Below are 25,031 nucleotides of genomic sequence, written 5' to 3'. Positions count from 1 at the left end.
CGATGGCCAGGGAGTTTTCCGCGTACGGTCTGTCGCACTTGGTCGTGCTCGCGGTGTTCTTGGTGGGGGCGGTCGTGGTGGTGGTGATTGGGCGGCGGGGTCGCGGAGGAGATGCTCCGGGCGGGTTCAGTCGGGCGTTCGGGGTGGTGACGCTCGGGATTTACTCGGTGGTCCTGGGGGCGACTATGTTTCCGCCGACGGTGGGGCAGTCGGTGCCGTTGCGGTTGACGGATTTGGCGACGGTTGTGGCGGGGGTGGCGTTGGTGACGCAGTGGGGGTGGGCTTATGCGTTGACTTATTACTGGTGTCTGACGTTGAGTACGCAGGCGTTGGTGTCGCCGGCGTTGGAGAGTCAGGACTTTCCGCATTATGAGTTCTTGGGGTTCTGGGCTATTCACCTGCTGGTGGTGTGGGCGGCGATCTACCTGACGTGGGGTGTGGGGATGCGGCCGGATTGGGGTAGTTATCGGATTGCGGTGGGGGCGACGGTGGTGTGGGTGGCGGTGACGTTTGTGTTCAATACGCTGGCCGACACCAATTACGGGTTCGTGAATCGGAAGCCGTCGACGCCGTCGCTGCTGGATGTGCTGGGGCCGTGGCCGTGGTATCTGGGCACGGTGGCGGTGATCCTGCTGGCGGTGTGGGCGTTGATGACCTGGCCGTGGGTACGGGGCCGGGAACTTCAGAAGTAGGTCATCAACGCGGCGTCGAATTCTTCGGTGTCGGGGACCGTCGCGGGCGAGCGGTAGTCGAGTTCGCGGACGTGGGTGAGGAATTCGTCGGGGATATCGATGGCATAGCGGCCGAGGTAGTGGATGGAGTCGACCCGCCAGATCCAGGTGCCGTCGGAGTGCAGGGTGGCGGCGCTGGTGATCTGCTGGGTGTTGTCGATGAGGTCGCGCTCGACGTCGAGCACATCGAGGACGGGTGGGGCGGCGCGCAGGTAGTCGATGACGCGGGCGCGGTCCTCGATGGGGCGCTGGGTGAACGAGCCGAACAGAGACGGCAGATCGTCGTGGCCTCCGCTGTACATCTCCCGGAATATGCCCACCGGACGCAGCACCGTCATGACAACTCCCTCCTCCGTGCTGGGGCTCATGGTAGTCGGCGCGCACGGCACCTGCGCCCTCGAATCCAGGGCAGTGACGGCGGCTATGCGTATACATATACTGCAAGGGTGTTGGATCCCCTGAGCCTCGCGGTCGGTGGTGGGCTGGTGCTGGTCGGCTGGGCCGTCGGCCGGTTCGCGCAGCGGCGGCCTCGGCAGGCGAAGCAGATCAGCCCGCGCTGCGGCTGCGGGCATGACCTGGCGCTGCACGATCGCGCGACCGGTAAATGCCACGCGGAGATCTCCCGCCGGGGCATGCACGGGATGCGGGAGTGGGTGAGCTGCAACTGCCAGCGCTATACCGGGCCCACGCCGCTCGAGGATGTGTTCGCGCCGCCGATTCTGCCGCCGGAATCCTGAACGGGCGCAGCCGTTTCACCGGATCTGGAACGCCTACGCTGCGGCGCGGCCGGGTGGGGCGCGCCGCAACGACGTCCTACCGAAGCCGTCGGCGACCATGAGCAGGTCCTGTGGCGGCCCTCTCACGCCGCCCGCGGGTCAGTGGTAGAAGCAGACCAGGTCGCTGTCGCCTTCCACGCAGGTGTTGACCCAGCCGCGTAGTTCGGCGATGGAATCGACCAGGGAGGTCTCCTCGATGGCCGACAAGTCGGCGGCGTTGAAGGATTCGGCCAGGGGCTTCAGTTCGGCCAGGGTGAGGTGGCCGATGCAGGGAAAGTCGTCGATCGGGGGTAGGTCGACCGGGGAGCCGGAGTAGATGAGGCTCTCGGGGTCGAAGTCGATGTCGAGGGAACGCAGCGCGGCTCGAGCCGCATCGAAGGCGCCGCTGCCGAACGGGTACCAGTGACTGTTGGGTAGCCATCCGCCGAATCGTTCGCACAGCACCTTCAGGGCGTAACCGTAGGCCCAGCCTTCGGACGAGGTGGGGCTCTGGGAGAAGAACAGCTCGCGTAGGGCCGTGCGGATTTCGGGCCGGTCGAGGGAATGCGCGTGCACTTGCGTCATCCAGTCGAAGAACTCCTCCGGCTCGGAGGTGAATGTGGACGGTGCGAGCAGATGCTTCACCTCGACCGTGTACGCCATGATCCCGTATCCCACCCCGCGGCTCCTAACTCATCGGTTAGCTATCGGCGAACTGGTGCTGTGGTGCGCCGTTCGTGATCCCGACTCTATCGGGTGGGTACGACAAGTTCCGGGCGCACGTCCGTCGCCGAATAGTTGTTCATGACAGCCGGTTACAGCGAACGTGGCGGAATATTCAACGGTTGAATATTTCAGCCTTGAACTCCAATCCTGTTGTGGAAGAACGGTTTCCGATTAATGTAGGGATGCTATAGTTGGTTCGGGGTTGTTGGGGCGGTATCTGGTGTTGAACAGCGAACCACCTGCGGTGGGTGTGTCGTGCCGGGCTGAGGGCCGTACGGTCCGGGTCGTGTAAACGCCCAGCATGGCTTCCACCGCAGGGTCATTGCTCTACCCGTTTGCGGGTCGACCGGCCCGCCCTCGATGGGGAGGAATCCATGCAGGACACCACTTTGCCGCGCCGCCGACTCGGCAGCTATCTCATGGACTGGCGCTCCCGCGCCGGACTCAGCCAGCCACAAGCAGCATCGCTACTCGGCATCGGCTCCACCACGCTGTGGCGGCTCGAACACGGACACAACGACAGGGTCAACATCGACCACATCCAAGCGGCCTGCGAGCTGTACGGAGTCCCCGACCACCTCGCCGCCGCCTACATCGGCCTCGCCAAGCAGGCGAGTGAGAAGAGCTGGTGGCATGAGTTCGGGGATCTGATCCCCGAGACGTTCGACGTGTACATGGGGATGGAAGCGGCGGCGCAGAAGTTCATTTCGTTCCATGTGGAGGTGGTGCCGGGGATTGTGCAGACCGCGGACTACACGCGGGCGTTGGTGCAGGAAGGGCACCCGAACGAATCGCCCGCCGAACATGAACGGCGCGTACAGATGCGGCAGTACCGGCAGATGATCGTGACGCGGAAACGAAGCCCCGTTGAGGTCGATTTGGTGCTGCACGAAGCGCTGCTCCGTCGCGTGATCGGCAGCCCGAAGATCATGGCGACCCAGCTCAAGCACATCGCCGACATAGGCACACGACCGAACGTCACGGTGCGCGTCCTGCCCAACAGCGCCGGAATGCCCGGTGGGCACAGCACGGGCCAGTTCACGATTCTCCACTTCGCCCCCGCACGGCCAGGGCGGCCGGCTGAGCCACCTGTGGTCTACGTGCCCGGCTACACCGGGGACATGTATTTGGAGAAACCCAAGGTAGTCGACCGGTACGATCGGATTTACAAGGCATTCCAAGATGTTTCGCTGGATGCCGTGGACAGCAGGGGCCTGCTCAGGCAGGTAGCAAAGGAGTTTCTGACATGAACGTTGACCTGTCCGGCGCCCGTTGGTTCAAGAGCAGCCGTAGCGACGCCTCCAAGGATTGCGTGGAAGTCGCGTTCCTGGATGCGGGCCTGGTGGGCGTCCGCGACTCCAAGAACCCGGCGGGTGGGGCATTGGTCTTCGGTTCGGGTGAGTGGGCCGCCTTCATTGCCCGGGTGGCGGGCGGGAAGTTCGACCGCCGGTAGGCGCAAGCGTTGAGCCCTGGACCGACAGTTCGTCCAGGGCTCGCGCTGTGCTTCAACCCGCAGACCCTTTGCTTTCGTCCCTCCCAGAAGCCGAGACCTGACGAGGCCAGACGCAATCCAATTTCAGCACGGCCGAAAGCACGCTGGGTTCTAGCCCTGTGGAATGTCCTGCCCTGTCTTCGTGACCTGCTGGCCCGTGTTCTGATCGGTCTCGGTCAGGTTGGCAATGGACTTGGCGACGACCTGCTGGATCAACTTCACAGTCTCGATGTGCTCCTGGATGACCGAGTCGATGGACTGGGTAGTTCCGGTCGCCTTATCCCTGAATTTCGACTGGAGTTCAGCACCGGAGTCGAATCCCCCGAAACCCTCCACTTCTCTGACGTCGAAGGTCTTCGTGTAAATGTCATCCAGCTTGAGCAGGTAGTTTTCGCAGGCCGTGTTCAGAGCTGCGCCGACCTCCGGGTCCAGCGTCAGGTCACCTGAATTCGCTTGGTCCAGAAGGCCACGCCATACGCCAGGGTCGACGCCGCCCAGATCAACAACACTCATTGCACTTCCGCCATCACTCGGGCAACTGGTCGACCAGGCCGGCCGCGTGACGGCCCGCCACGGCGCACATATCTTCCTTGGCGCCGACAGAAGCTCGCGCCGTCGCGGCGAACATCGCCACACCCTGCTTCAACTCAACGGCGACAGTACATCTCAGGTCACGGCCGGAACCCTCTGGACGATACTGGACCGCTTGGTGTGAACCGACGGTCAGAGATTCGAAGTCTGTGAAACCTGGACGTGCCTTGACCTCTTCCAGGGTCGGAGTCCCAGAGAAGACGGTCAACCAGTACCAACCATCGGCAGCCCGCCACTTACAGGCCTCCCAGCCCGCATCGCTGAAGTCGGTATTGGCGATACCTGCTTCCTTGGAGGCAGGGTCCATTCCGGCGCCACTGATCGCCGATTCCGGCAGCGTGCACGGATCCCACAGCGCGGCCTCGTCGGGTTTCGCGCTGGTACTGGCCGCGGCGGTGCCAGTACCCGACCGCTCCCCACTCCCCTGGCTCGCCGCCGTACTCTCCACCGCCGTCGGCGAACCCTCGGTGGACCCGGAGCATCCGGCGACCCCCAGCACCGCGGCCGCGAGGAGTACGGCACCGCGTACGCGTGGGGCGCGGCGGAACCTTCTGTTGTGCACGGACACGTAGCCCCCTTCTGTACCCACTCGGGCCGTCGGGCCCGGCCGTCGCCGGACGGTCGAGGCGACGCATTTCCCCAGCACGCTACCGTCCGCCCCTACCCCCAACAACCCCACTGCTTCGGTCCGTGGTGGACCTCGCACATGGTGTGCCACCAAATCCTGTGCGAGGTCACCACAAGGTGTGCGAGGCACCGAGCCCGGTTGGTAGCGTGGATCGACCAGTGCACGACAGGGCGGGGTGGGATGAGCGACGACTACGAGGAGTACCGGCGCAAAGTCATCGATGCGCAGCGGCAGTGGAATTACGACCGGTCGGCGATCTATTTGGGGACGGCGATCGTTGCCTCCAACTTCGACGGCGACTACGAGGATCCGCGGATTCAGGGGCCGGATGACTACGATTCGATGACCCTCGCCCAGATGGTTCAGAAGGTCAACGATATGAAGCCAGAAATCGTTGATGCCGCGGGAGAGGCCTGGTGGCAGATCAGCAATGACATCGAAGCCGCTGCCACAGCGTTCAATACCGAGTTCGAGAAGACTGTCACCGCCGGTGCGGATGGGAAGACCGCCTGGTCCGGCGCTTCTGGCCCCGCAGCCGTGAAGGCCGTGAATGACTACACGACGCGCACGGAATCGCTGCACATCGCCGCGCACCTGGTCGGTAACAAGCTGAAAGAAATGGTGACCGGCCTGCATCAGACGAAGGCGCTGATGCCGACGGCCGAACCGCCGAAAGATATGGACGGCAAGGTTCTTCCGCCCGACGGGATCATGAAGGAAGGCGATTACACCGCCGAAGAGGCCGAGGACGAGGGGCGGCGGATTCTGCGCACCGTCTACGGGCAGGTCGCGCATCAGACCGACCACAATGTTCCCGTGCTGCCTGCCGCGCCGAAGGTCATCGACGACGGGCCGAACGAGCCCTACATTCCGCCAGGTGAAGGCGGCGGCGAAGAAGGCGGCGGGGGCGAAGAGAACGGTGGCGGAGAAAACGGCGGCGGCACCCAGGGCGAGACCGGCGGGGGCGAGGAGACCGGCGGCGGGACCAGCACGGAACCGGACGACGACGACACCAGCACCACCGCGGCGAGCACGGAGACGCCGAGCACACCACAGACCACCAGCACTCCGACGGGTACCGGGCAGGCGACGTCGACGGGGACGTCCGGTACACCGACCGGCACCGGCTACGTGCCCGGCGGGTCGGGGAGGTCGGGTTCGGGTTCCGGATTCCCCGGGCGCGGTGGCGGATCGGGTGGCGGCGGCTCGGCCGGTGGCGGCAATACGCCCGGGGCGGGACGCAGCCTGCCAGGCGGTGGGCAACCGCAGTCGGGGGCAGCGCCGGCGGCGGCCGCGGCCGGACGTGGCGGTGCGGCCGGAGCCGGCCGGATGGGCATGGGTGGCATGCCGATGGGCGGTATGGGTGGCGCCAGGGGCGGCGGGCAGGACGAGGAGAAGTCCGGGCAGTCGGCGATCAAGGATTACCTGATCAACCAGCAGAACGGCGAGGAACTCACCGGGTTGGATTCGGTACCCAAGACCGTGCCGCCGGTGCTCGGCGAGGGGTGACCGATGAGCGAATGGCGTTTCACCGGACTGCAATTCCAGATCCTGTGGTCGGCCTACGGTTCGGACCGGCTGCCCTATCCGCTGCGGTACCGGCCGGTGGCCGACAGCTTCGAGGATCTGCGGACCCAGCGTGAGGCGGCGGTGGCGCAGCTGCTCGACGGGTTCTATTCGATCGAGTTGATGCGGGTGCTCGAGGTGTTGCGCGAACCCGAGGCGCGGGTGGAGATCAAGGGTTTCGGCGAGAAGGGGTCTGGTCGGACCTACCGGTTCCACGGTGCGGTGAACGGCTATTCGGGTGCGGCGCTGGTGCAGCTGGAAGGGACGGCCGCGGATATCGGCGGGGATGTGATCGTCACCGCGTGCGCGGCGGATCAGGTTCCCGCTCGCGCGCTCGCGGCGCTGCCGCAGGCGCAGGCGGGGACGGCGCCGCCGGTCGAGGTGCGGCGTGCGGAACTCGATGCTTCCCGTCATCTGCGCGGGCACGGCGGCGGGCCCACCCAGCAGCTGGACCGGGTGTTCAAACGCACCCGGCGCTCGTTCGGCGAGATCATGGTGTTTCCCGGGCCCGCCGTCGACGCGCGGCCCGCGTTCGGCCGCAGCTTCTGGTGGATGGACTACGACGACGGGCGCTACTACGTGAAAACCGGCGACCCGATCGTCGCCAAACCGGCGAGCCCGGCGGCGCTGAGCAATGAGATCGGGCGATTGATCTCGATCACGCAGCGGTTCTACCGGGAGGACCGGGACCACGACGAATACCTGCGGTCGCGTCGGTAGGGGCGGTAGGCCAGGAGTTGGTCTCCCGGTGGCAGAGGTGCGGGCCGCCTGGGTCACTGCGCCTGCCGCAGGTGCCATCTGCTCGACCACCGCGACCGTCAGTTCCAGCCCGCACCAATGAAATCCGCGCGAGCGACGTCGCGGAAGCCGCGCTGGGATTCCCCACAGACCTTCCCCGGACGACGGACCAGGCAGCAGCGCGGGGTGTTTCGTTGACTCCGATGCCGAATCATCCGCTCCCCGAGAAACATCGTCTGCTGCACGCGTGCCGCACCGAGATGTACACCGACCATCCGATGCTGCGGCTGGCCTACCAGCTCACCGCGCTGCACGAACGGCGGCTGTGCAGTGCGCGCGACACTCTGGACGGCCGCATGGCCATCGACGACCTCGATGCCGAACGGCGACGCCACATTCGCGCGATCGACAGCTGGGTCATCGGTCAGCTGCCGCCGGCGCCCGGGTCGGCCCGGATGCACACCGAAACCCTCGGCGCCATCGTCGACCGGCTGGCTCGCTACACCGCCGATGCGTACGCGGCGCTGGCCGGTGCGACAGACGATCTCGGCGATGCCTGGGAGCGGTTGGCCGAATTGGCCATCGGGTACGACGATCTCGCGGCCGAGCTCGACACGGGGCGGCGGCGGTTACCCGGGGCGCCGTGAACCAGGCGTGAACAGCCACCGTGACCAGACCTCGACGACCCACCGCTTGGTACCGTGATCAGGCAAGAGTTCGGCATGAGGGAAGAACACGATGGCGCTGGTCGATGCGGGCCGGAGTGGGCTCGATGAAGTTCTGGCCGGATTGCAGTGGCGGTTCGTCGGACGCGATGTGTTCGAGCGGGCGGCCGGTCAGTGGGAGTATCTGTCGGGCGAGCCGAACGCGCTGCTGGTGGTCGACGGGCTGATCCGGATCGAAGGACTCGGCGACGCCGAGGATCTGACGCCCGGCGACTTCCTGTTCGTGCCGCACCGGGATCGTTTCGCGCTGCACGCGCTGTCCGAAGCCACCGTGCTGCGCATCCAGCTCGCCCCGGCGCGCACCGGCAGCGCCATGGACGCGCTGCCGCAGCGGGTGCTGCTCACCGAGTTCGCCCGGCACACGCCGCTGGCGGCGACCATGATGCGGTATCTGATCGAGGAATGCGCGGATCCGGATGGGGTGCAGGGCGATCGGGTCGCGACGTTGATCGCGTCGATGGCGATCGAGTCCTGGCACCAGCGCGGGTGCGCGCCGAAGCGGTGGCTGCTGCGGGTGAACGAGCCGGGGGTGGCGCGGGCGGTGGCGGCGATGCACGCCGACCCGGGTAACGACTGGACGGTCGAGGCGCTGGCGCGGGTGGCGCTGGCCTCGCGGTCGGGGTTCGCGGCACGGTTCCAGGCGGCGACCGGGCGCACGCCGGGACGTTATCTGACGCAGCTGCGGGTCGAGCGGGCGCAGCAATTCCTGATCGAACAGGATGCCTCGGTCGGGGCGGTGGCGCGGCGGCTGGGGTATCGGTCGGAAACGGCGTTCGGCCGGGCGTTTCGCAGGCATACCGGCCGCACGCCGTCGGAGTGGCGACGTGCGGCCCGGGCGTCGTCGTAGCGGTCAGCGCGCGGTGAGCGACAGCCGCAGGGTGATCGCGCCGAGGATGGCCGCGGCGGCGGCTACCCCGTAGGTCGCGGCCAGGCCGATGCCGTCCACGCCGCGGCCGCCGACCGCTGAACCGAGGATGATCGCGAGCTGGAAACCGCCGACCAGCAGCCCACTTCCGGCCTCGACGCGATCCGGCAGCACCCGCGAGACCCACACCTGCACCACGTTGAGGATGCCGCCGAAGGCACCGCCCCAGATCACCACTGCGACGTAGGCCAGCGCGGCGACGGCCGTGGAGCCGATGATGGCGAGCAGGGAGACTCCGATGGCCACCGGGACCGCGACCAGCAGCACGTTCAGCCGTCGGTCGGCGAGTGAGCCGAGCACGATATTGCCGATCAGGCCGCCGATGCCGAACAGCGCCAGCAGCACCGGGATCGCGGCGGTGCTGGCGCCGAGCAGCTCGGACAGGGCCGGGCGGATGTAGGTGTAGCCGGCGAAATGTCCGCCGATGACGGCGATGACGCCGGCCAGCCCGAGCGCCACACCCGGGGTACGCAGCGCGCTGCCCATGGCCGACCAGCCCACACCGGGCGTCGGCGCGATCGGCGGCAAGGCCACCTGAACCGCGATCGCCGCGGCGACCGTCAGCAGGGCGGCGACCACGAACACCACCCGCCAGCCGGCGACCGTGCTCAACAGAACGCCGAGCGGAACACCGGCGACGGTGGCGACGGTGGTGCCGCCGTTGACGATCATCATGGCCTTGCCGAGCCGCTCGGCGGCCACCAGCTGCGTGGCGATCACCAGCGCCATCGACCAGTAACCGCCCACCGCCACACCGAGCAGCAGCCGGGCGATCAGCAGCACGACGATGTTCGGGGCCAGGGCCACCACCAGATTGGAGACCGCCGCGGCGATGGTGAGCACCATCAGCAGGGTGCGGCGATCGGTGCGGGGGAACAGCGAACTCAGCCCGAGCCCGGCCAGTAGCGCGGTCAGAGCGGTCGCGCTCACCGACAGCCCGACCACGCCTTCGCGGACATGCAGATCATTCGCGAGGGCGGTCAAAACGCCCGGCGGCAGGAACTCCGCGGTCACGAGAGTGAAGCTGCCGAGGAACATGGTGAACAAAGCCGGCCACACCCGCCGCGCCGTATCCGGCGCCGAGGCAGCCACGGTGAGAGTCGTTGTCATACCCCCTGCAACGCCCGGCCCTCCGCCCCGACGCGACCAAAACGCCAACCCCCTCGACCCAAACGCCAAGGCCCTGGGCGACGAGGGGGACATGAGACCGGCGACACGCCGAGTCAGCCGGTCTCATGTCCCCCTCGTCAGGCTTGCGTGCGAGGCCGTCTCACGGCACCGGCTCGATCCGCCGGGCAGTGCCCACCTTGCCGATCCCCTTGTCGAACGAGGCGACCGCCGATCCCGGATCGGACTCGGCCAGCGCGACGAGGTAGGCGTCGGCGAAGGAGAGGCGATGGTGTTCGTAGACGTCGACGGCGCGAATCAGCAGGGCCAGGTCGTCGGTGGCGATATTGCGAGAGCCGATGAGAGCCCGGGACAGCGCGGCCACCTGAGGTCTTGGGACCTGATAAACGCTCTGCAACACGTACACCGTTTCCGCCAGGATCAGGTCGGGCAGGAAGAGGGTCTCCGATTCGGCCAGAAACGCGGTTGCGCGACGACCCATCTCCGGCGGGTCCTGGGTGAAGTGGCGAATGAGGATATTGGTGTCGAGGTAGACGGTCACGACTCCCGGTCCTGCCACTGCCGCGCCCACGCAGCGTCTCGAATCTCCTCCCACGACCGCCCCTTGACCTGCGGCGGGACCGGAACACTGCCCGCCAGATCCAATAGATCCGGTGTTTTGGCCAGCACCACGACCTCCCCCTCCACTCGGAAATGCACGTTATCGCCGGCCTGGAGTTCGAGAGCGTCGCGCACGGCCTTCGGGACCGTGATCTGCCCCTTCGACGTCAACCGCGCCAGCGCGTCCATGATCGCTCCTTACTTCGACGGCAAAGTAAGGATACCTCCGGCGTCCCGGGCAGAGCGCTGAGGGCGACATGAGACTAGCGACACGCCGGTTCGGCCGGTCTCATGTCTCCTTCGTCGAGCTCACCCGGCGGGGGGCGAGGTTGTGGATGAGGAGGGCGAAGAGCGGGATGACCAGGAGGGGGGCGAGGGCGGGGGCCCAGGGGAGGTGGAGGGGTAGGAGGGCGGCGGTGGCGGCTAGGACGGTGAAGGCCACGGCGCCGGTGACCGAGGGGATCGTGGTGGGGACGACGCCGACCGGGGCGGTGACGGTGGCGGTGTTGAGCAGGTAGGCCGTGGCGACCAAACCTGTTGCGGCGGCGGCGAGTATGCCGGTGTCGGCCCAGGCGAGCACGCCGATCGCGAGCAGGACGGCGGCGACCGCGGCGGGGCGGAACCACCAGCCCGCGGCGACCAGGGCGATGGCGGGCAGGCCTGCCCACGGGATCATCAGGGTGATCGAACCGATGAGCAGGATGCCGGACAGGACGGCGAGGAAACGAATCATCGGCGCACCCGGACGGTTCGGCGGTGTTCGGGCAGCAGGCGCATGATCTGATCCAAACGGGCGTCCTCGGGCCAGGACACGATGTCGACGCCGACGGTGCCCATATCGCGGTACATGGTGGCGCGTTCGAGCTGCCACATGCGGGCCAGCGTCGGGTCGAGGCCCTCGGCGAACGGGGTGCCGCGCAGGACGTCGACCACCACCACGACATGGCCGCGTTTGCGCAGGTCGATGAGGGCGAGCGCGAACTGGGTGTCGAGCAGCGTGGAGAACGCGATGACGATGGCGCCCAGCGGCACGGCGGCGTGCGGGGCCAGGGTGCCGGTGGTCGGGATGTGCTCGTCGCCGACATCGAGGACGGTGTCGACGATGCGGTAGAACTGGCGGCGGCCGATATCGGGGCGCAGCCAGCGCGGGTCCTGGCCGAGGCAGACCACGGCGGTGCGGTCGCCTGCCTGCAACGTCGACTGGACCACCTGGGCCGCGCCGCGCACCGACAGCTCGAGGGAATCGGTGGCGGGGCCGGGTGCCTGCAACGAGGTGTCGATCAGCACGACGACGTCGGCGGAACGGTTGGTGAGCCGCTCGGTGACGTAGAGGCGGCCGCGGCGCGCGCTGACCGGCCAGTTCACGATGCGCAGCTGATCACCCGGTGCGTAGGCGCGGATATCGGCGTACTCCACGCCGGGGCCGTGCTTGCGGGTCAGGTGCACGCCGAGGCGTTCGGGAAGTTCGGTGCGCGGCAACCGCATTCGCTGCGGATCGGTGATCGGGTAGACGAACAGCTGCCCGGCGGGCAGGCGCACGGTGGCCACCGCCAGCCCGGCCGGGCTCAGCGCCGACACCCGCACCCGCACCGGATACCGACCCCAGCGCTTGGCCGACAACGCCAACCGCAACCCGGCCGGCGCGGCACCGGAATCGCTGGCCTCCTCGATCACGGTCTCCAGGCCGGTGGTCGGCTCCGGGGTGCAGCGCAGCAGCGCATGGCCCTCCTCGACGAACGCGGCGACCGTCAACACCACTTCCTCGGTCTCGAAGCAGCGCTGGGTAGGGCCGCCGTCGACCTGGATGCGGGTGCGCGACTGCTGCCACGGCGCCGTCGCCAGCACGCCGAGCAGCGGCGCCGCGAACACCACCAGCTGCCAGCTGTTCACCGCGATCGCCAGCACCAGCGCGACGGCGGCGCACCCGGCCAGCATGTACACCAATGGCGCGGGGCGCCACTGTAATTCGGCCTCGAGCGCGGTGCTCGAGTCGCGATGCCTCATGGCGTGGCGGCGCGCGGGACGGGCAGTCGACGCAGCAGTTCGGAGATCACGTCCTCACCCCGGATCCGGCGCACCCACATCTCCGGCCGCAGCGTGATCCGGTGCGCCATGGCCGGAACCGCCAGCGCCTTCACGTCCTCGGGGATGACGTAATCGCGGCCCAGCAGCAGCGCCCTGGCCCGCGACATCTGCACCAGGTCCAGCTCCGCGCGCGGGCTGGCACCCACCTCCACCTGCGGATGACCACGGGTCGCGGCGGCGAGCGCGACGACGTAGCCGACGACGTCCGGGTGCACGGTGACGAACTCGACCGAATGCCGCATCTCCATCAGCCCGTTCGCATCGACCACCTGATTCACCTGCGGGGTGGTGGCGCCGCGTTCGAGCCTGCGCCGGATCATCTGGGTCTCGTCGCGCTCGGACAGATAACCCAGCCGCAGCTGGATGGCGAACCGGTCCAGCTGCGCCTCCGGCAGCGGATAGGTGCCCTCGTACTCGATCGGATTGTCGGTGGCCAGCACGATGAAAGGCTGTGGCAGCGGGAAGGTTTCGCCATCGATGCTGACCTGCCCCTCGGCCATGGCCTCCAGCAGCGCGGCCTGCGTCTTGGGCGGGGTGCGGTTGATCTCGTCGGCCAGCAGCATATTGGTGAACACCGGGCCGCGGCGGAAGGTGAACCGCCCGGTCGACATGTCGTAGATGGTCGACCCGAGCAGATCCGCGGGCAGCAGATCCGGGGTGAACTGCACCCTGGCGAAATCCAGGCCCAGCGCGGCGGCGAACGACCTGGCGATGAGGGTCTTGCCGAGGCCGGGCAGGTCCTCGATCAACACGTGCCCACTGGAGAGCACCGCGATCAAGATGAGCTGCAACTCGTCTCGTTTGCCGACCACGACACGGGACAGCTCCCGTAACACGGCCTCACTGCGTTGGACGGTCACGTCCAAAGGCATCGTCATTTGTCTACCCGCACTTGCTCAACCCGTTTCACATTCTCTGTAGTCGGCGCAGGATCTCGTCCAACGCCTCCCGACCCGGTGCGCGACCGACCTGGTCACGCAGTTCCGAGTTCGCCGGATCCACCCAACGCCACAGTTCGGGACCGAACTGGTGGATACCGGCGGCCTCGATCGCCCTGCGGTTCTTGGCGACCCGCACTCCGGCCGACAATTCGAACTCCTTGGCCAACAGGGGACGTAGGTAGCGGTCCCAATCCGCGCGGGTGCCGTCCGCGCGGTCGGCGAGCATCTGCGCCCTGGCATGCCAGCGGTGCAGCATTTCGGCGGGACCGTTCTCGATCTCATCGGGCAGCTCGGGCTCGCGCGGGCCGGACCGGCCCAGCAGCGACCACACCAGCCAGGCCAGCGCCACCGCCACCGGCACACCGGCGGCGGCCAGCGTCGCCTCGCGGGCGCGGCCGAGAGTGACCAGCTCGATCACGACGACGACCAGCACCGCCGTCACCACCATGCCGAGGCGTGTCATGCGGTCACCACCTCCCCTTGCAGGTCGGCGAGCACGATGCGTAGCAACTGTTCGGCGCGCATGCGTTGCCATTCCATCATGGAATGGGGGCTGAACCGGGCCTCTTCGAACAACGCCACCAGCTCGCGCGCCGACGCGTCGTGCAGGGCGCCGTGCTCGAAGGCGCGGGCGAGCACCTCCATCGGGGTGTCGGAGGCCAGCGGCGCTGCCGAACGGGCCGCCGACAGGCCGCGCTCCATCGCGACATAGCAGGCGATGATGGCGGTGCGTGGGTCCTGACCGGGTGCGGCCATGGCGGCCAGGCCCATTTCGGCGGCGCGGGCCAGCGAATCGGCGGCCGTCTGCACCACGGGAGCTTCCGGTTCGGGTTCCGGGGCGGGCTTGCGGCGGGTGGTGATCGCGACGACCACCAGGCCCGCGATGGCCACCACGACCAGGGTGACGGCGGCGACGATGGCCAGCACCAGCGCGGTGCCCGCGAGTTCGGCCGGTTCGGAGCCTGCGGCCGGGTCGTTGGGCTGGGTCCGGTCCGCGGTGGGGCTGGGGGTAGCGGTTCCCGTCTGGGGTGCGACGGAGGTGTCGGCGTCGGGTTGCACGCCGACGAAGTAGACGGCCGAGGCGAGGGCGAACAACAGGGCCAGCGCGGTGAGGATGCCGAGCACGATCAGCCCGGCCCGGCCCAGCCGCCACGGTTCGCGATCAGTATCCGGATCGGGTTCGGGCATGGCCAGCGGCAGACGGTGCTGGCTGGCGATGACACCGGCCAGCAGGATCACCACCGAGACCGTCAGCAGAACCGGCATGAGCGCCACGGCGATGGCGGACATGGCCGAGGGGCCGTCGTCCTCGGATTCGGCGACACCGGGGAGATAGCCGCGCAACGCGACGACGGCGCAGACGAGCAGCGTGATCACCACGATCACGCGCGATATCGGCGCTCGCGACCGGACCACTGCGTTACCCCATAGTTGTGTACTGCCCAAAACAGCCACATAGTTACATGCCGAACGGTCCGCTCGGGAGGGAATCGATTACTTCGGAGAACGTCCGTTTTAACTGCCTCGTCCCAGGTCGCGGCGGGGGCGCCCGGAGTTGGCTCAGCTAACTGACAGCCACCGCATCGGTTTGTGACAACTCACCAAGACGGCTGGCGGCTCTTGCGATATCGGGGACGGCCCGTACACCGACGACGAGCTCGGAGACCGGGGCTTGCGCGTAGACCGTGAGGGTTCGATCGGCGTCGTAGAGGACGTCGACGAGGTTGACCAGCCGCATGGCCCAGTCCGGAGGGACGTCGCGCAACCTCGGGACGCCGCAGAGGGTCCAGGTGTGGAAGCGCTCGGCGAGGTCGACGTAGTCGGCGGCGGAAGTGGGAGTTGCACAGAGGTCGGCGAAATCGAGAGTGATGGTCGTGGCGTCGACGGCGAGCGCCCGCACGGTCCGGCCACCCACTGCTATCTCGACTCGCGGGCCGGGAATGCCCGGCGAACCGTGGACTGCTGCTCCCCCGTCAGGGTTCTCGTCGGCGGATACGGTGCCCGGAGAAGAACCGGGCGCAGCATCGCCGAACTCAGCGTCGCTGCCGAAGCCCGGCGCTGGGCCGACGATGTAGCGGCCGGCACGGAAACCCGTCGCGTGACTGTGGGCGACGGTGCGGTAGTCGAGCGGGCCGTCGAGGGAGACGACGTCGAGTTCGGCGACGATGCGGTCGATGGTGGGCACGAACAGGTCGTGGAACAGCGGGTTCGGGAGCAGTTCGGCCGGGGCGTAGTTCGAGGTGACGACGAGCGTCAGGTGGCGGGCGAAGAGGGCGTCGAGCATGCGGGTGATGAGCATGGCATCGCCGATGTCGTGGACGTGGAATTCGTCGAAGCACACCAGGCGAGCCTTGCCGAGCAGGGTGTCGATGGCCTTGTCGATGGAGCCGTGGGCGTGGGTCTCGGCGTGCAGGCTGGTGAAGAAGGTGTGGAAGTGGAAGCGGCGCTTATGTTTCGGGTCGACGGAGGCGAAGAATCGGTCCATCACCATGGTCTTGCCGCGGCCCGGACGACCGTGCAGGTAGATGCCGCGATGGTGTTTCAGCGGACGGTGGCGGCGGTCGAGTAGGTCGTCCAGGCGGGCCGCAGCGCGCTGCTGGTCTTCGTCGAGTCGGATCGCTTCGGTTTCCATCGCGCCTCCCGTTTCTCCCTCTACAGTTGTAGAGTACGGACGATGCGCCGCCACGTCGTGGTTATCTCGGCCACAGACCGGGACAGAGAGGGAGCGGGATGCAGGCACGCACGGAACATCGCACAGCGGACCGGCGCTTGTTGATTGCCGATGCAGCCATCGAACTCGTTGCCGCCGAAGGTATTCGCGCGCTCACCCACCGCGCTGTCGATAGCGCGATGGCGCTGCCCCCCGGGTCGACCTCGTACTACTTCCGCACGAAACGCGCCCTGCTGGAAGCGATGATCACCCATATCACCGAAGTCACCCGGGCCGACTTCACCACGACGTTCACCGAACCTCCTCCGACGCACCGCCCACGCCAGGAGATACTCGATGAGCTGGCCGCCGGCATCGGCGCCTGGCTGGACCGGATGCTGGCGCACCGCCGCGCACACCTCGTGGTCCGCTACGCCCTCACCATCGAACTGAGCGCCGATCCCGAGCTGCACGCTCGACTGGTCGGCAGCCTCTTCTCCCACGCCCGCGCCAAGACCCTGCTCGAGCAGTTGGGCGCCGACGAACCGGACACCGCGGCCGCCGACTTCATCGCCGTCATCGAAGGCATCACCTTCGACCGCTTCGCCGGTGCCCGCGCCGACCTCCCCGCGGGCACCCCGCAAAGCGCCGCCCAGCTGGCCGGCGTGCTCCGAAACTACCTAGGCGGGGCGCTTTGTACGCCGCTCGACCCAGCAGCGATGCACCGAGAGCTACATGGCCGAGGCAAACGTCGAGAGGACCTCTCGGCCATGTAGCTCTCGGCGTTCAGGCCGCGCTGAGGACGAGGCCGGAGGTCGGGACGCCGGTGCCCGCGGTGACGAGGATGTTGGTGAGGTCTTCTACCTGGTTGACCGAGGTGCCGCGGATTTGGCGGACGGCTTCGGCGATGCCGTTCATGCCGTGGATGTAGGCCTCGCCGAGTTGGCCGCCGTGGGTGTTGAGCGGGAGGCGGCCGCCGAGTTCGATGGCGCCGTCGGCGATGAAGTTCTTGGCTTCGCCGCGGGGGCAGAAGCCGAGTTCTTCCAGCTGCATCAGGACGAACGGGGTGAAGTGGTCGTAGAGGATGGCCGCTTGCATGTCGTCGGGGCGCAGGCCGCTCTGGGCCCACAGCTGGTCGCCGACCAGGCCCATTTCCGGGAGGCCGGTCATGGCGTCGCGGTAGTAGCTGGTCATCACGTATTGGTCGGCGCCGCTGCCCTGGGCGGCGGCGGTGATGACGGCGGGCGGGTTGGGCAGATCCTTGGCCCGCTCGACGCTGGTGACCACAATGGCGACGCCGCCGTCGGACTCCTGGCAGCAATCCAGCAAATGCAGCGGCTCGGCGATCCAGCGCGAATTCTGATGATCTTCGAGGGTGATCGGCTTGCCGTAGAAGAAGGCGTTCGGATTCACCGCCGCATGCTTGCGGTCGGCCACGGCGACGCGGCCGAAATCGGCACTGGTGGCGCCGTATACGTGCATGTACCGGCGCGCGACCATCGCGACCTGCGCGGCGGGCGTGCCCAGACCCTGCGGATACGACCAGCCCGCGTCCACACCCGAGGAAGTCGGCGCGGTCGCCAACGCGGTGGAGAACTGGCCGAACCGCGATTCCGAGCGCTCGTTGAACGCTCGGTACGCCACCACCACATCGGCGACGCCGGTCGCCACGGCCATGGCCGCGTGCTGGACCGTCGCGCACGCAGCGCCGCCGCCGTAGCGGATGTCGCTGAAGAACTTCAGCTCCGGAATGCCCACCGACCGCGCGACCGCGGCCTGGGTGTTGGTGTCCATGGTGAAGGTGGTCAGGCCGTCGACGTCGGCGGGTGTGAGGCCCGCGTCGGCGAGGGCCGCGGTGACGGCCTCGGCGGCCAGCCGCAATTCACTGCGCCCGGAATCCTTGGAGAAATCGGTGGCGCCGATCCCGGCGATCGCCGCCCGGCCGGACAGGGCCGACTGTGCACTCATCTAGGCACCTGCTTCCGAAGAACGAATGGCGATCACGGCGGTGGCGACGATGTGGTCGCCCAGGCTGTCGCGCCCGGTGACGGCGATGTGGATGTCGTCGCCCTCGATCGCGGAGACCTTGCCGGTGAGGGTGAGGGTGTCGCCGGCGTAGAGCGGAACACCGAGGCGCAGCGCGATCTTCTTGACGATCGTGCGCGGCCCCGACCAATCGGTGACGAACCGCTGCACCAGGCCGGTATCGGTGAGGATATTGACGAAGATGTCCTTGGAGCCGCGCTCGACCGCCTTGTCACGATCGTGGTGCACATCCTGGAAATCCCGGGTGGCCAGCGCGGAACTGATGACGAAGGTGGGATCGGCGTGGATCACCAGCTCCGGCAATTCGGTCCCGACCGCGATGGTCGCCGGTTCGATCGTGGCAGTCACGCGATCACCTTCCAGAACGGCAGCGCCGTCTCGTCGTCGAGCTTCTCGAAGTCCACCTGCACCGGCAGCCCGACCTCGACCTTGTCGGGTTCGATGCCGCGCAGTTCGCCGAGCATGCGCACCCCTTCCTCCAGTTCAACCAGCGCCACTACGAACGGCAGCTGACGGCCGGGCACCTTCGGCGCGTGATGGACGACGTAGCTGAACACCGTGCCGCGCCCGGAAGCGACCTGGTAGTCGACGGGTTCGGATTTGTCCTGCCAGATCGCGGGCACCGGCGGATGGCGCAGGGTCCCGTCGGGCATGCGCTGGATGCGCAGTTCACCGGCACGCGTTCCGGCCCAGAAGAATTCGGTGTCGCGCGAGACCAGCGGACGCACCCGGGCCGACAGATCGGGCTCGGGCTCGGCGGCCGGCTTGCCGGTGCCGGGCGCGAATTTCAGCATGCGGAACAGCATTTCGGTGACCAGCTCGTCACCGACGTACCAGCGGGTGGCGAAGGTGATGAACCAGCCCTCCCCCAGCCCGGTGCGCTTGGGCCCGGTGATGTCGGTGAGCGCGCTGGTGACGGTGACCTGCTCGCCAGGCACCAGGTACCGGTAGTAGGTCTGCTCGCAGTTGGTACCGACGACCGAGGTGTAGCCGGCGTCGTCGAGCAGCGCCATGGTGGCGTTCATCGGATCGTCCGGCGACCGCTGCCCGTGCAGGCCCGGCATGGTCCACACCTGCGCCATCGCGGGCGGGGCGACGATGCCGGCGAAACCGGCGGCGCGGGCGGCCTCCTCGTCGACGTAGACCGGGTTCTTGTCGCCGATCGCCTCCAGCCAGTTGTTGATCATCGGCTGGTTGACCGGGTCGCGGCCCGCGCGGTGCGAGGATTCGCCCGCCGCGATGATCTTCTCGCCGGCCGCGACGATCGCTTCCGGAGTGAGTGTTTCCGGCACGCGCTGCTCCTTCGTTGGTTCGTTGCTGGCTATCGGGGCACGCGCGGCAAGCGCAGGCCTGCGGTGGCGACGAGCTCGCGCATGACCTCGTTGACGCCGCCGCCGAAGGTGACCACCAGGTTCTGTTTGGTGCGCCGATCCAGCCAGGTCAGCAGTTCGGCGGTGGCCGGATCGGCCGGATCGCCGTAGCGGCCGACGATCTCCTCGACCAGCCGGCCCGCCTCTTGCAGCGATTCGGTGGAGAAGACCTTGGTGGCGGAGGCATCGGCGATCACCTGGGATTCGTCACCGCTGCCGTGGGTGGCGGCGACCTGCCAGTTCAGCAGCTCGTTCAACCGCACCATGGCGTGGACGCGGCCCAGGGAGCGGCACACATCGGGCTCGTCGAGCAGGCCGCGGGGGCGCGCCCAGGTGACGGCCTTGTCGTAGAGCTGTTCGATCTTGCCGGACGGCCCGAGGCTGACCCGCTCGTGGTTGAGCTGGGTGGTGATCAGCTTCCAGCCCCGGTTCTCCTCGCCGACCAGCATGTTCGCCGGGACCCGGACATTGTCGAAGTAGGTCGCGTTGGTGTGGTGGGCGCCGTCGCAGGTGATGATCGGCGTCCAGGAGTAGCCGGGATCTTTGGTGTCGGCGATCAGGATGGTGATGCCGCGGTGCCGCGATTCCACCGAACCGGTGCGGCAGGCCAGCCAGACGTAATCGGCCTCGTGCGCGCCGGTGGTGAAGATCTTCTGCCCGTTGACGATCCAGTCGCCGGATTCGTCGCGCACCGCGCTGGTGCGCAAGGCCGCCAGGTCGGTGCCCGCCTCCGGTTCGGAGTAGCCGATGGCGAAGTGGATATCGCCGGACAGGATGCCGGGCAGGAACTTCTGCTTCTGCTCCTCGGTACCGAACTGTTGCAGGGTCGGGCCCACGGTGAGCAGGGTGACCAGCGGCAACGGCACGTCGGCGCGCACGGCCTCGTTGAAGAAGATCTGCTGCTCGACCGGGCCGAAACCCTGGCCGCCGTATTCCTTGGGCCAGCCGACGCCGAGCCACCCGTCGCGGCCCATCCGGCGCACCACCTCGCGGTAGGCGTCGCCGTGCCGGTTGACCGCCATCGCGGCCTCTTCTTCGGGCGTGACGAGATCGGCGAAGTAGGAACGTAATTCGTCACGCAGCTTGCGCTGCTCGATGGTCAGATCGATGAACATCTGGCCCCCAATCGGTCGAGGCGCAGCGACTCGCCGCCCAGCCAGCGGGCGAGGTCTTTGGCCTGGGAGTAGTAGCGGTGCATCGCATGCGTCACGTCGACGCCGATGCCACCGTGCAGGTGATGGCACTTCTGCATGGCGCGCGGCAGTTCCGCGGCCACGGTGTAGGCGAGTACGTCCAGATCGTCGTCGATCCTGGACTGGTGATCGGGGCTCGAATCCTCCTGAGCGAGCGCCCAGTTCGCGGAGACAGCGGCGGCGTGCAGGGTGCGCGAGACCACGTAGAGGTCGGCGATCTGCTGGGCCACCGCCTGGAACTCGGCCAGCGGCCTGCCGAACTGATGCCGGGTGCGCACATGCTCGGCGGTGAGCTTCAGCGCACCCTCGAGCAAGCCGTCGGCGGCGGCGCCGATCGACGCCAGCGCCGCGCGGTGCAGTTCGGCGAGCGCGTCGGGCAGCAGCCAGTCGGCCGGGATCTCGACCGAATCGAAATGCAGCGTGTACTCCGGCATCGCCCCCGAGACCGGCGAGGCGGTGCGGGTGATGCCTGCGGCGGCCGCGTCGACCACGGCCACGCCGGCTTCGGTGGGCACCAGGATCCAGCGGGCCTGCTCGGCGTAGGGCACCGCCACCTTGTGGCCGGTGATGCGCACCTTGTCGCCCTCGGCGACGGCCTTGGTGGCCGGTTTGGTGGTGAACGGGTCGCCGAGTTCGTGCAGCGCGGCGGTGAGCACGGCGCCCTCGGCAACAGCGGGGAATACCTTCTCCGCCACTGAATCCGGCGCACCGAGCAGGGCTAGCACGCCGAAGCCGAAGGTCGGCAGCGCCGGGATCGCGACGGCGTCGATGGCCAGTTCGGTCAGCAGCACCGAGACCGCGGACACGCCCATCTCGTCACCGCCGAAGCGTTCCGGCAGCGCCACCGCGGGCAGTCCGGTGTCGACGAACGGCTGCCACAGGTCGGCCTCGCGGGCCGATTCCCGTTCCAGCAAGCTCACGACGACCTCGGCCACGGCGTCTTGGGCCTCGTCTCTGGTGAAGTCCACGCTTATCTCCAGTCGTTCCTCGAAGCCACCGGCCCCGTGTCCTGTGCACGCATTCAGCTGCCGTCCCTGGGCAGCCCGAGGATCCGCTCACCGGCCAGGGTGAGCAGGATCTGCTCGGTGCCACCCGCGATCGACAGGCAGCGGGTGAGCAGGAACTCCTTGGTCGCCTCGGTCTCCAGCGCACCCGCCGTGCCCGTCACTTCGACCGCGAACTCGGCGACCTCCTGCCGATGCCGCACACCGACGAGCTTGCGCACGCTGCTCTGCGGACCAGCATCGGCACCGGCCAGGATCCGGGCAGCGCCGCGCTGCTCCAGCAGCAGACCGGCCGTCGCATCGGCGACGAACCGGCCGAGGCGGTCACTGATCAGCTCGGCGCCCGGACCGGTCGCGGGCAGTTTGTCGACCAATTCCTCCAGCACCTGACCGATCCCCTTGCCGCCCATGGCGATCCGCTCGGCGGACAGGGTGGACCGGGAGATCTTCCAGCCGTTGCCGAGCGCGCCGACCACGCAGTCGTCGGGCACGAAGACGTCGTCGAGGAAGACCTCGCTGAAGCGGGCCTCCCCGGTGATCTGCACCAGCGGACGGATCTCGATGCCGGCGCTGCGCATATCGACCAGGAAGTAGCTGATGCCCTTGTGCTTGGGCGCCTCCGGATCGGTGCGCGCCAGGCAGATGCCCCAGTTGGCGGCGTCGGCGAGGGAGGTCCACACCTTCTGCCCGCGCAGCATCCAGCCGCCGTCGACCTTGGTGGCGGTGGTGCGCAGGGCGGCCAGATCGGAACCGGCGCCCGGCTCGCTGAACAGCTGGCACCAGATGACCTCTTCGTGCAGCGTCGGCCAGACGAACCGTTCGATCTGCTCCGGGGTGCCGTGTTGCAGCAGGGTCGGTACGGCCCAGCCGCCGATGGCCAGGTCCGGCACCTCCAGCCCGGCGCGGGCGAGTTCCTCGGAGATCACCAGACCCGTCATCGGATCGGCGCCGCGGCCGTACGGCTTGGGCCAATGCGGCATGACCAGACCGGCCTCGACCAGCGCCTTGCGCTGTTGATCGACGGGCAGGGCAGCGATCTTCGCGACCTCGGCGGCCAATCCGGTTGCGGCCTCGCCGACCTCGAGCGACACCGCGGCGACATTGCCGACCGCGGCCGCCACACCCACAGCCGCGCCCACCCCTTCGCCGGAGGATCCGGTGTCGGCGGCGACGTCGGCGAGGATCCGGTCGGCACCGGTGGTGCGACGCGCACCCGCCCTGGTCAGTTCGGTCACGCGGGCGCGCCAGTAGCCGCCACTGCCGAGCAGCTGCCGTAGCGCGACCGCGCGGCGCAGGTAGAAGTGCGCGTCGTGTTCCCAGGTGAAGCCGATGCCACCGAGGACCTGGATGCAGTCCTTGGCGGTGTCGACCGCGGCGTCGAGGGAGATGGCGGCGGCGACGGCGGTCGCGATCGGGAGTTCGGCGCCGGCTCCCGCACGGGCGTCGTCGGCCGCCGCGGCCGCGTCTGCGGCGACCGCGCGGATCAGTTCGGTTCGGCACAGCATCCAGGCGCAGATGTGCTTGACGGCCTGGAAACTGCCGATCGGCTTGCCGAATTGCTCACGCACCTTGGCGTATTCGACCGCGGTCTCCAGGCACCACCCGGCGACACCGGCCAGCTCGGCGGTGACCAGCAGCACGAGCAGGTCTTCGACGGCGAAGGCGGGAGCGAACACGTCCGCGGCGGGCACCGGCACATCGGCACAGCGCACCCGGGCCAGCGGGGTGCTCGGGTCGAGCGGGTCCAGCGGTTCGATGGTCAGGCCGGCAGCGTCAGCGGGAACCAGACACCAGCGCGAACCCTCGGCAACCCGCACCGGCAGCAGGACCGCGGTGCCGGGCGCGGCGCCGAGCACGCTCTCCCAGACCCCGCTGAGCACCAGCTCACCGGCTTCGGTCTGCACCGCACGATCCACAGCCGATAAGCTGCTCGCCGACTCGACAACGGTGTCGAGCGCGACACCACACGGCTGCTGTTCGTCCAGTCGCCCGCCGGTCACCACGCCGGCCACCGCGGTGGTGAGCACCGGCCCGCCCACCAGATCATGCGCGGCCTGCTCCACCAGGACGGCGAGATCGGTGATCGATCCACCCGCGCCGCCCGCCTGCTCGTCGACGGCCACCCGGAAGATCCCGAGTTCGGTCAGCTGATCCCAGTACGTGCGCCAGAAGCCGGTCTTGTCGTCCCGCATTGTTGCAATCGGACGTACCGCTGCAGCCCATCCGCTCATCGACTCCTGAACGGCTTTATGCTCGTCAGTGGTGGCGATGGTCACAGTACATACCGCCTTTCCGGCGTGACTCCCACACCTAGAACATGTTCTAATATCCTGGCCGGGCGGAAGTCAAGCGATGCTTTCGTCCACAGGATCGAACGCGTACGACCCACCGACCGAGCGGGTCCGGCGCGAGTGGCACCCCGCGAATCCACGCGGGCCGCGCACACTCCGCCGCGACCCGACACGAAAGGACCAGCACCAATGGCCAGCCCCTCCCGTTCGCAGCCGGCCGACTCGAACGGGGCGCCCACCGCGGGCACCCGAGCCGCCGTGACCACGCTCAGCGAGGACGAGCTGAGTTCCACCGCGCAGCGCGAACGCCGCAAGCGCATCCTCGACGCGACGCTGGCACTGGCCTCCAAGGGCGGATACGACGCGGTGCAGATGCGCGCGGTCGCCGAACGCGCGGACGTCGCCGTCGGCACTCTGTACCGCTACTTCCCCTCGAAGGTGCACCTGCTGGTGTCGGCGCTCTCGCGCGAATTCGAGCAGATCGAGGGCAAACGCAAGCCGCTGGCCGGGCAGACCCCGCGCGAACGCATGCATCTGCTGCTCACCCAGATCACCCGGATGATGCAGCGCGACCCGCTGCTCACCGAGGCCATGACCCGCGCGTTCATGTTCGCCGACGCCTCTGCTGCCGCCGAGGTAGACCGGGTGGGCAAGGTGATGGACCGGGTCTTCGCCCGCGCCATGAACGACGGCGAGCCGACCGAACGTCAGCTGGCCATCGCCCGCGTCATCAGCGACGTGTGGCTGTCGAACCTGGTGGCCTGGCTCACCCGTCGCGCCTCCGCGACCGACGTCACCGAACGGCTGGAATTGACCGTCGACCTGCTGCTGGGCAACAACTCCTAG

29 protein-coding genes are annotated in these 25,031 nt (G+C 68.1%); 10 read left to right on the top strand and 19 right to left on the bottom strand.

Features of this window, described 5'->3' with window-relative positions; translation table 11 throughout:
* Positions 1-2 precede the first annotated feature (2 nt).
* Complete coding sequence (locus NOCYR_RS02465; protein ID WP_048832663.1) at positions 3-692, top strand: TIGR02206 family membrane protein; 690 nt, start codon at positions 3-5, stop codon at positions 690-692.
* Here NOCYR_RS02465 and NOCYR_RS02460 read toward each other — a convergent pair.
* Positions 683-1,069: a hypothetical protein gene (locus NOCYR_RS02460; RefSeq protein ID WP_014348776.1), complete on the bottom strand. Its 387-nt coding sequence runs from the start codon at positions 1,067-1,069 to the stop codon at positions 683-685. The two genes, NOCYR_RS02465 and NOCYR_RS02460, sit on opposite strands and share 10 nt — an antisense overlap.
* Positions 1,070-1,177: 108 nt before the next feature.
* On the opposite strand from NOCYR_RS02460, the gene NOCYR_RS02455 reads away from it, so the two are divergent.
* A complete protein-coding gene (locus NOCYR_RS02455; protein WP_231856017.1) occupies positions 1,178-1,468 on the top strand; it encodes a hypothetical protein in 291 nt (96 codons plus the stop codon).
* A 138-nt stretch (positions 1,469-1,606) separates the two neighbouring features.
* On the opposite strand, the gene NOCYR_RS02450 is transcribed toward NOCYR_RS02455, so the two are convergent.
* Positions 1,607-2,149: a DUF7691 family protein gene (locus tag NOCYR_RS02450; RefSeq protein ID WP_148280510.1), complete on the bottom strand. Its 543-nt coding sequence runs from the start codon at positions 2,147-2,149 to the stop codon at positions 1,607-1,609.
* A gap of 437 nt (positions 2,150-2,586) precedes the next feature.
* Here NOCYR_RS02450 and NOCYR_RS02445 point away from each other — a divergent pair, with 437 nt between their 5' ends.
* Positions 2,587-3,462: a helix-turn-helix domain-containing protein gene (locus tag NOCYR_RS02445; protein WP_014348773.1), complete on the top strand. Its 876-nt coding sequence runs from the start codon at positions 2,587-2,589 to the stop codon at positions 3,460-3,462.
* Complete coding sequence (locus tag NOCYR_RS02440) at positions 3,459-3,665, top strand: DUF397 domain-containing protein (protein ID WP_014348772.1); 207 nt, start codon at positions 3,459-3,461, stop codon at positions 3,663-3,665. The genes NOCYR_RS02445 and NOCYR_RS02440 overlap by 4 nt, the downstream gene beginning before the upstream one ends.
* A gap of 150 nt (positions 3,666-3,815) precedes the next feature.
* Here the strand turns inward: NOCYR_RS02440 and NOCYR_RS02435 are convergent, their stop codons facing one another.
* Both NOCYR_RS02435 and NOCYR_RS29590 read right to left on the bottom strand, forming a co-directional pair.
* Positions 3,816-4,217 carry a hypothetical protein gene (locus NOCYR_RS02435; RefSeq protein WP_048832661.1) on the bottom strand — a complete coding sequence of 134 codons (402 nt, stop codon included), beginning with the start codon at positions 4,215-4,217 and terminating at the stop codon, positions 3,816-3,818.
* A 13-nt stretch (positions 4,218-4,230) separates the two neighbouring features.
* Complete coding sequence (locus tag NOCYR_RS29590; protein WP_158430107.1) at positions 4,231-4,794, bottom strand: DUF3558 domain-containing protein; 564 nt, start codon at positions 4,792-4,794, stop codon at positions 4,231-4,233.
* A gap of 57 nt (positions 4,795-4,851) precedes the next feature.
* Between NOCYR_RS29590 and NOCYR_RS29585 the strand changes: the two genes are divergently transcribed.
* The 4 genes from NOCYR_RS29585 (at position 4,852) to NOCYR_RS27850 (ending at position 8,799) form a co-directional block, all read left to right on the top strand.
* On the top strand, positions 4,852-6,432 hold the full coding sequence (locus NOCYR_RS29585) for a hypothetical protein (protein WP_158430105.1): 1,581 nt from the start codon (positions 4,852-4,854) through the stop codon (positions 6,430-6,432).
* A gap of 3 nt (positions 6,433-6,435) precedes the next feature.
* Positions 6,436-7,209, top strand: coding sequence for an ESX secretion-associated protein EspG (locus tag NOCYR_RS02420; RefSeq protein ID WP_014348769.1), 774 nt, complete (start codon positions 6,436-6,438; stop codon positions 7,207-7,209).
* 221 nt (positions 7,210-7,430) lie between these two features.
* Positions 7,431-7,874, top strand: a complete 444-nt coding sequence (locus NOCYR_RS02415; RefSeq protein WP_014348768.1) for a DUF4254 domain-containing protein — start codon at positions 7,431-7,433, stop codon at positions 7,872-7,874.
* 91 nt (positions 7,875-7,965) lie between these two features.
* The gene (locus NOCYR_RS27850) at positions 7,966-8,799 is read left to right on the top strand and encodes a helix-turn-helix domain-containing protein (RefSeq protein ID WP_014348767.1); all 834 of its coding nucleotides are present in this window, start codon (positions 7,966-7,968) and stop codon (positions 8,797-8,799) included.
* Between the two features lie 3 nt (positions 8,800-8,802).
* Here NOCYR_RS27850 and NOCYR_RS02405 read toward each other — a convergent pair whose 3' ends face one another.
* The 9 genes from NOCYR_RS02405 to zapE form a co-directional block, all read right to left on the bottom strand.
* Positions 8,803-9,987 (bottom strand): MFS transporter, encoded by a 1,185-nt coding sequence (locus tag NOCYR_RS02405; RefSeq protein ID WP_048832657.1) that lies wholly within the window; start codon positions 9,985-9,987, stop codon positions 8,803-8,805.
* Positions 9,988-10,147: 160 nt separating this feature from the next.
* Entirely contained in the window at positions 10,148-10,546 is a 399-nt protein-coding gene (locus tag NOCYR_RS02400; protein ID WP_014348765.1) for a PIN domain-containing protein, read from the bottom strand.
* The gene (locus NOCYR_RS02395; RefSeq protein WP_014348764.1) at positions 10,543-10,794 is read right to left on the bottom strand and encodes an AbrB/MazE/SpoVT family DNA-binding domain-containing protein; all 252 of its coding nucleotides are present in this window, start codon (positions 10,792-10,794) and stop codon (positions 10,543-10,545) included. The genes NOCYR_RS02400 and NOCYR_RS02395 overlap by 4 nt, the downstream gene beginning before the upstream one ends.
* A gap of 100 nt (positions 10,795-10,894) precedes the next feature.
* Positions 10,895-11,338 (bottom strand): hypothetical protein, encoded by a 444-nt coding sequence (locus NOCYR_RS02390; RefSeq protein WP_014348763.1) that lies wholly within the window; start codon positions 11,336-11,338, stop codon positions 10,895-10,897.
* Entirely contained in the window at positions 11,335-12,609 is a 1,275-nt protein-coding gene (locus NOCYR_RS02385) for a DUF58 domain-containing protein (RefSeq protein WP_014348762.1), read from the bottom strand. Before NOCYR_RS02385 ends, NOCYR_RS02390 begins: the two co-directional genes overlap by 4 nt.
* Positions 12,606-13,568, bottom strand: a complete 963-nt coding sequence (locus NOCYR_RS02380; RefSeq protein WP_048832655.1) for an AAA family ATPase — start codon at positions 13,566-13,568, stop codon at positions 12,606-12,608. The genes NOCYR_RS02385 and NOCYR_RS02380 overlap by 4 nt, the downstream gene beginning before the upstream one ends.
* Before the next feature lie 28 nt (positions 13,569-13,596).
* Positions 13,597-14,094: a hypothetical protein gene (locus NOCYR_RS02375; RefSeq protein ID WP_014348760.1), complete on the bottom strand. Its 498-nt coding sequence runs from the start codon at positions 14,092-14,094 to the stop codon at positions 13,597-13,599.
* Positions 14,091-15,017 (bottom strand): DUF4129 domain-containing protein, encoded by a 927-nt coding sequence (locus tag NOCYR_RS02370; protein ID WP_014348759.1) that lies wholly within the window; start codon positions 15,015-15,017, stop codon positions 14,091-14,093. The genes NOCYR_RS02375 and NOCYR_RS02370 overlap by 4 nt, the downstream gene beginning before the upstream one ends.
* Before the next feature lie 178 nt (positions 15,018-15,195).
* Positions 15,196-16,263: a cell division protein ZapE gene (zapE, locus tag NOCYR_RS02365; protein WP_014348758.1), complete on the bottom strand. Its 1,068-nt coding sequence runs from the start codon at positions 16,261-16,263 to the stop codon at positions 15,196-15,198.
* 137 nt (positions 16,264-16,400) lie between these two features.
* Between zapE and NOCYR_RS02360 the strand changes: the two genes are divergently transcribed.
* A complete protein-coding gene (locus tag NOCYR_RS02360; protein ID WP_231856016.1) occupies positions 16,401-17,057 on the top strand; it encodes a TetR/AcrR family transcriptional regulator in 657 nt (218 codons plus the stop codon).
* 10 nt (positions 17,058-17,067) lie between these two features.
* On the opposite strand, the gene NOCYR_RS02355 is transcribed toward NOCYR_RS02360, so the two are convergent.
* From NOCYR_RS02355 to NOCYR_RS02330, 6 genes are read right to left on the bottom strand one after another with little or no spacing between them, the layout of a single operon-like run.
* Entirely contained in the window at positions 17,068-18,249 is a 1,182-nt protein-coding gene (locus NOCYR_RS02355; RefSeq protein ID WP_014348756.1) for a lipid-transfer protein, read from the bottom strand.
* A complete protein-coding gene (locus NOCYR_RS02350; protein ID WP_014348755.1) occupies positions 18,250-18,675 on the bottom strand; it encodes a MaoC family dehydratase in 426 nt (141 codons plus the stop codon). It lies immediately after the preceding gene.
* Complete coding sequence (locus NOCYR_RS02345; RefSeq protein WP_014348754.1) at positions 18,672-19,619, bottom strand: bifunctional MaoC family dehydratase N-terminal/OB-fold nucleic acid binding domain-containing protein; 948 nt, start codon at positions 19,617-19,619, stop codon at positions 18,672-18,674. The genes NOCYR_RS02350 and NOCYR_RS02345 overlap by 4 nt, the downstream gene beginning before the upstream one ends.
* A 29-nt stretch (positions 19,620-19,648) precedes the next feature.
* Positions 19,649-20,812, bottom strand: coding sequence for an acyl-CoA dehydrogenase family protein (locus NOCYR_RS02340; protein WP_014348753.1), 1,164 nt, complete (start codon positions 20,810-20,812; stop codon positions 19,649-19,651).
* Positions 20,797-21,858: an acyl-CoA dehydrogenase family protein gene (locus NOCYR_RS02335; RefSeq protein ID WP_014348752.1), complete on the bottom strand. Its 1,062-nt coding sequence runs from the start codon at positions 21,856-21,858 to the stop codon at positions 20,797-20,799. The genes NOCYR_RS02340 and NOCYR_RS02335 overlap by 16 nt, the downstream gene beginning before the upstream one ends.
* Positions 21,859-21,911: 53 nt before the next feature.
* Positions 21,912-24,170, bottom strand: a complete 2,259-nt coding sequence (locus NOCYR_RS02330; protein WP_081505284.1) for an acyl-CoA dehydrogenase — start codon at positions 24,168-24,170, stop codon at positions 21,912-21,914.
* A gap of 204 nt (positions 24,171-24,374) precedes the next feature.
* Here NOCYR_RS02330 and kstR point away from each other — a divergent pair, with 204 nt between their 5' ends.
* A complete protein-coding gene (kstR, locus tag NOCYR_RS02325) occupies positions 24,375-25,031 on the top strand; it encodes a cholesterol catabolism transcriptional regulator KstR (protein WP_014348750.1) in 657 nt (218 codons plus the stop codon).

This window comes from Nocardia cyriacigeorgica GUH-2 (genome assembly GCF_000284035.1).
Taxonomy (GTDB): Bacteria; Actinomycetota; Actinomycetes; order Mycobacteriales; family Mycobacteriaceae; genus Nocardia; species Nocardia cyriacigeorgica_B.
The sequence above is the reverse complement of the archived record's forward strand: the minus strand, read 5'-3'. Positions and strand labels throughout refer to the sequence as shown.

What these genes read in the sequence shown, in the direction of transcription:
- NOCYR_RS02465 (WP_048832663.1), top strand. Translation starts at nt 3, where the DNA reads ATGGCCAGGGAGTTTTCCGCGTACGGTCTGTCGCACTTGGTCGTGCTC.
- NOCYR_RS02460 (WP_014348776.1), bottom strand. Translation starts at nt 1,069, where the DNA reads ATGACGGTGCTGCGTCCGGTGGGCATATTCCGGGAGATGTACAGCGGA.
- NOCYR_RS02450 (WP_148280510.1), bottom strand. Translation starts at nt 2,149, where the DNA reads ATGGCGTACACGGTCGAGGTGAAGCATCTGCTCGCACCGTCCACATTC.
- NOCYR_RS02445 (WP_014348773.1), top strand. Translation starts at nt 2,587, where the DNA reads ATGCAGGACACCACTTTGCCGCGCCGCCGACTCGGCAGCTATCTCATG.
- NOCYR_RS02440 (WP_014348772.1), top strand. Translation starts at nt 3,459, where the DNA reads ATGAACGTTGACCTGTCCGGCGCCCGTTGGTTCAAGAGCAGCCGTAGC.
- NOCYR_RS02435 (WP_048832661.1), bottom strand. Translation starts at nt 4,217, where the DNA reads ATGAGTGTTGTTGATCTGGGCGGCGTCGACCCTGGCGTATGGCGTGGC.
- NOCYR_RS02420 (WP_014348769.1), top strand. Translation starts at nt 6,436, where the DNA reads ATGAGCGAATGGCGTTTCACCGGACTGCAATTCCAGATCCTGTGGTCG.
- NOCYR_RS02415 (WP_014348768.1), top strand. Translation starts at nt 7,431, where the DNA reads ATGCCGAATCATCCGCTCCCCGAGAAACATCGTCTGCTGCACGCGTGC.
- NOCYR_RS27850 (WP_014348767.1), top strand. Translation starts at nt 7,966, where the DNA reads ATGGCGCTGGTCGATGCGGGCCGGAGTGGGCTCGATGAAGTTCTGGCC.
- NOCYR_RS02405 (WP_048832657.1), bottom strand. Translation starts at nt 9,987, where the DNA reads ATGACAACGACTCTCACCGTGGCTGCCTCGGCGCCGGATACGGCGCGG.
- NOCYR_RS02395 (WP_014348764.1), bottom strand. Translation starts at nt 10,794, where the DNA reads ATGGACGCGCTGGCGCGGTTGACGTCGAAGGGGCAGATCACGGTCCCG.
- NOCYR_RS02390 (WP_014348763.1), bottom strand. Translation starts at nt 11,338, where the DNA reads ATGATTCGTTTCCTCGCCGTCCTGTCCGGCATCCTGCTCATCGGTTCG.
- NOCYR_RS02385 (WP_014348762.1), bottom strand. Translation starts at nt 12,609, where the DNA reads ATGAGGCATCGCGACTCGAGCACCGCGCTCGAGGCCGAATTACAGTGG.
- NOCYR_RS02380 (WP_048832655.1), bottom strand. Translation starts at nt 13,568, where the DNA reads ATGACGATGCCTTTGGACGTGACCGTCCAACGCAGTGAGGCCGTGTTA.
- NOCYR_RS02375 (WP_014348760.1), bottom strand. Translation starts at nt 14,094, where the DNA reads ATGACACGCCTCGGCATGGTGGTGACGGCGGTGCTGGTCGTCGTCGTG.
- zapE (WP_014348758.1), bottom strand. Translation starts at nt 16,263, where the DNA reads ATGGAAACCGAAGCGATCCGACTCGACGAAGACCAGCAGCGCGCTGCG.
- NOCYR_RS02355 (WP_014348756.1), bottom strand. Translation starts at nt 18,249, where the DNA reads ATGAGTGCACAGTCGGCCCTGTCCGGCCGGGCGGCGATCGCCGGGATC.
- NOCYR_RS02340 (WP_014348753.1), bottom strand. Translation starts at nt 20,812, where the DNA reads ATGTTCATCGATCTGACCATCGAGCAGCGCAAGCTGCGTGACGAATTA.
- kstR (WP_014348750.1), top strand. Translation starts at nt 24,375, where the DNA reads ATGGCCAGCCCCTCCCGTTCGCAGCCGGCCGACTCGAACGGGGCGCCC.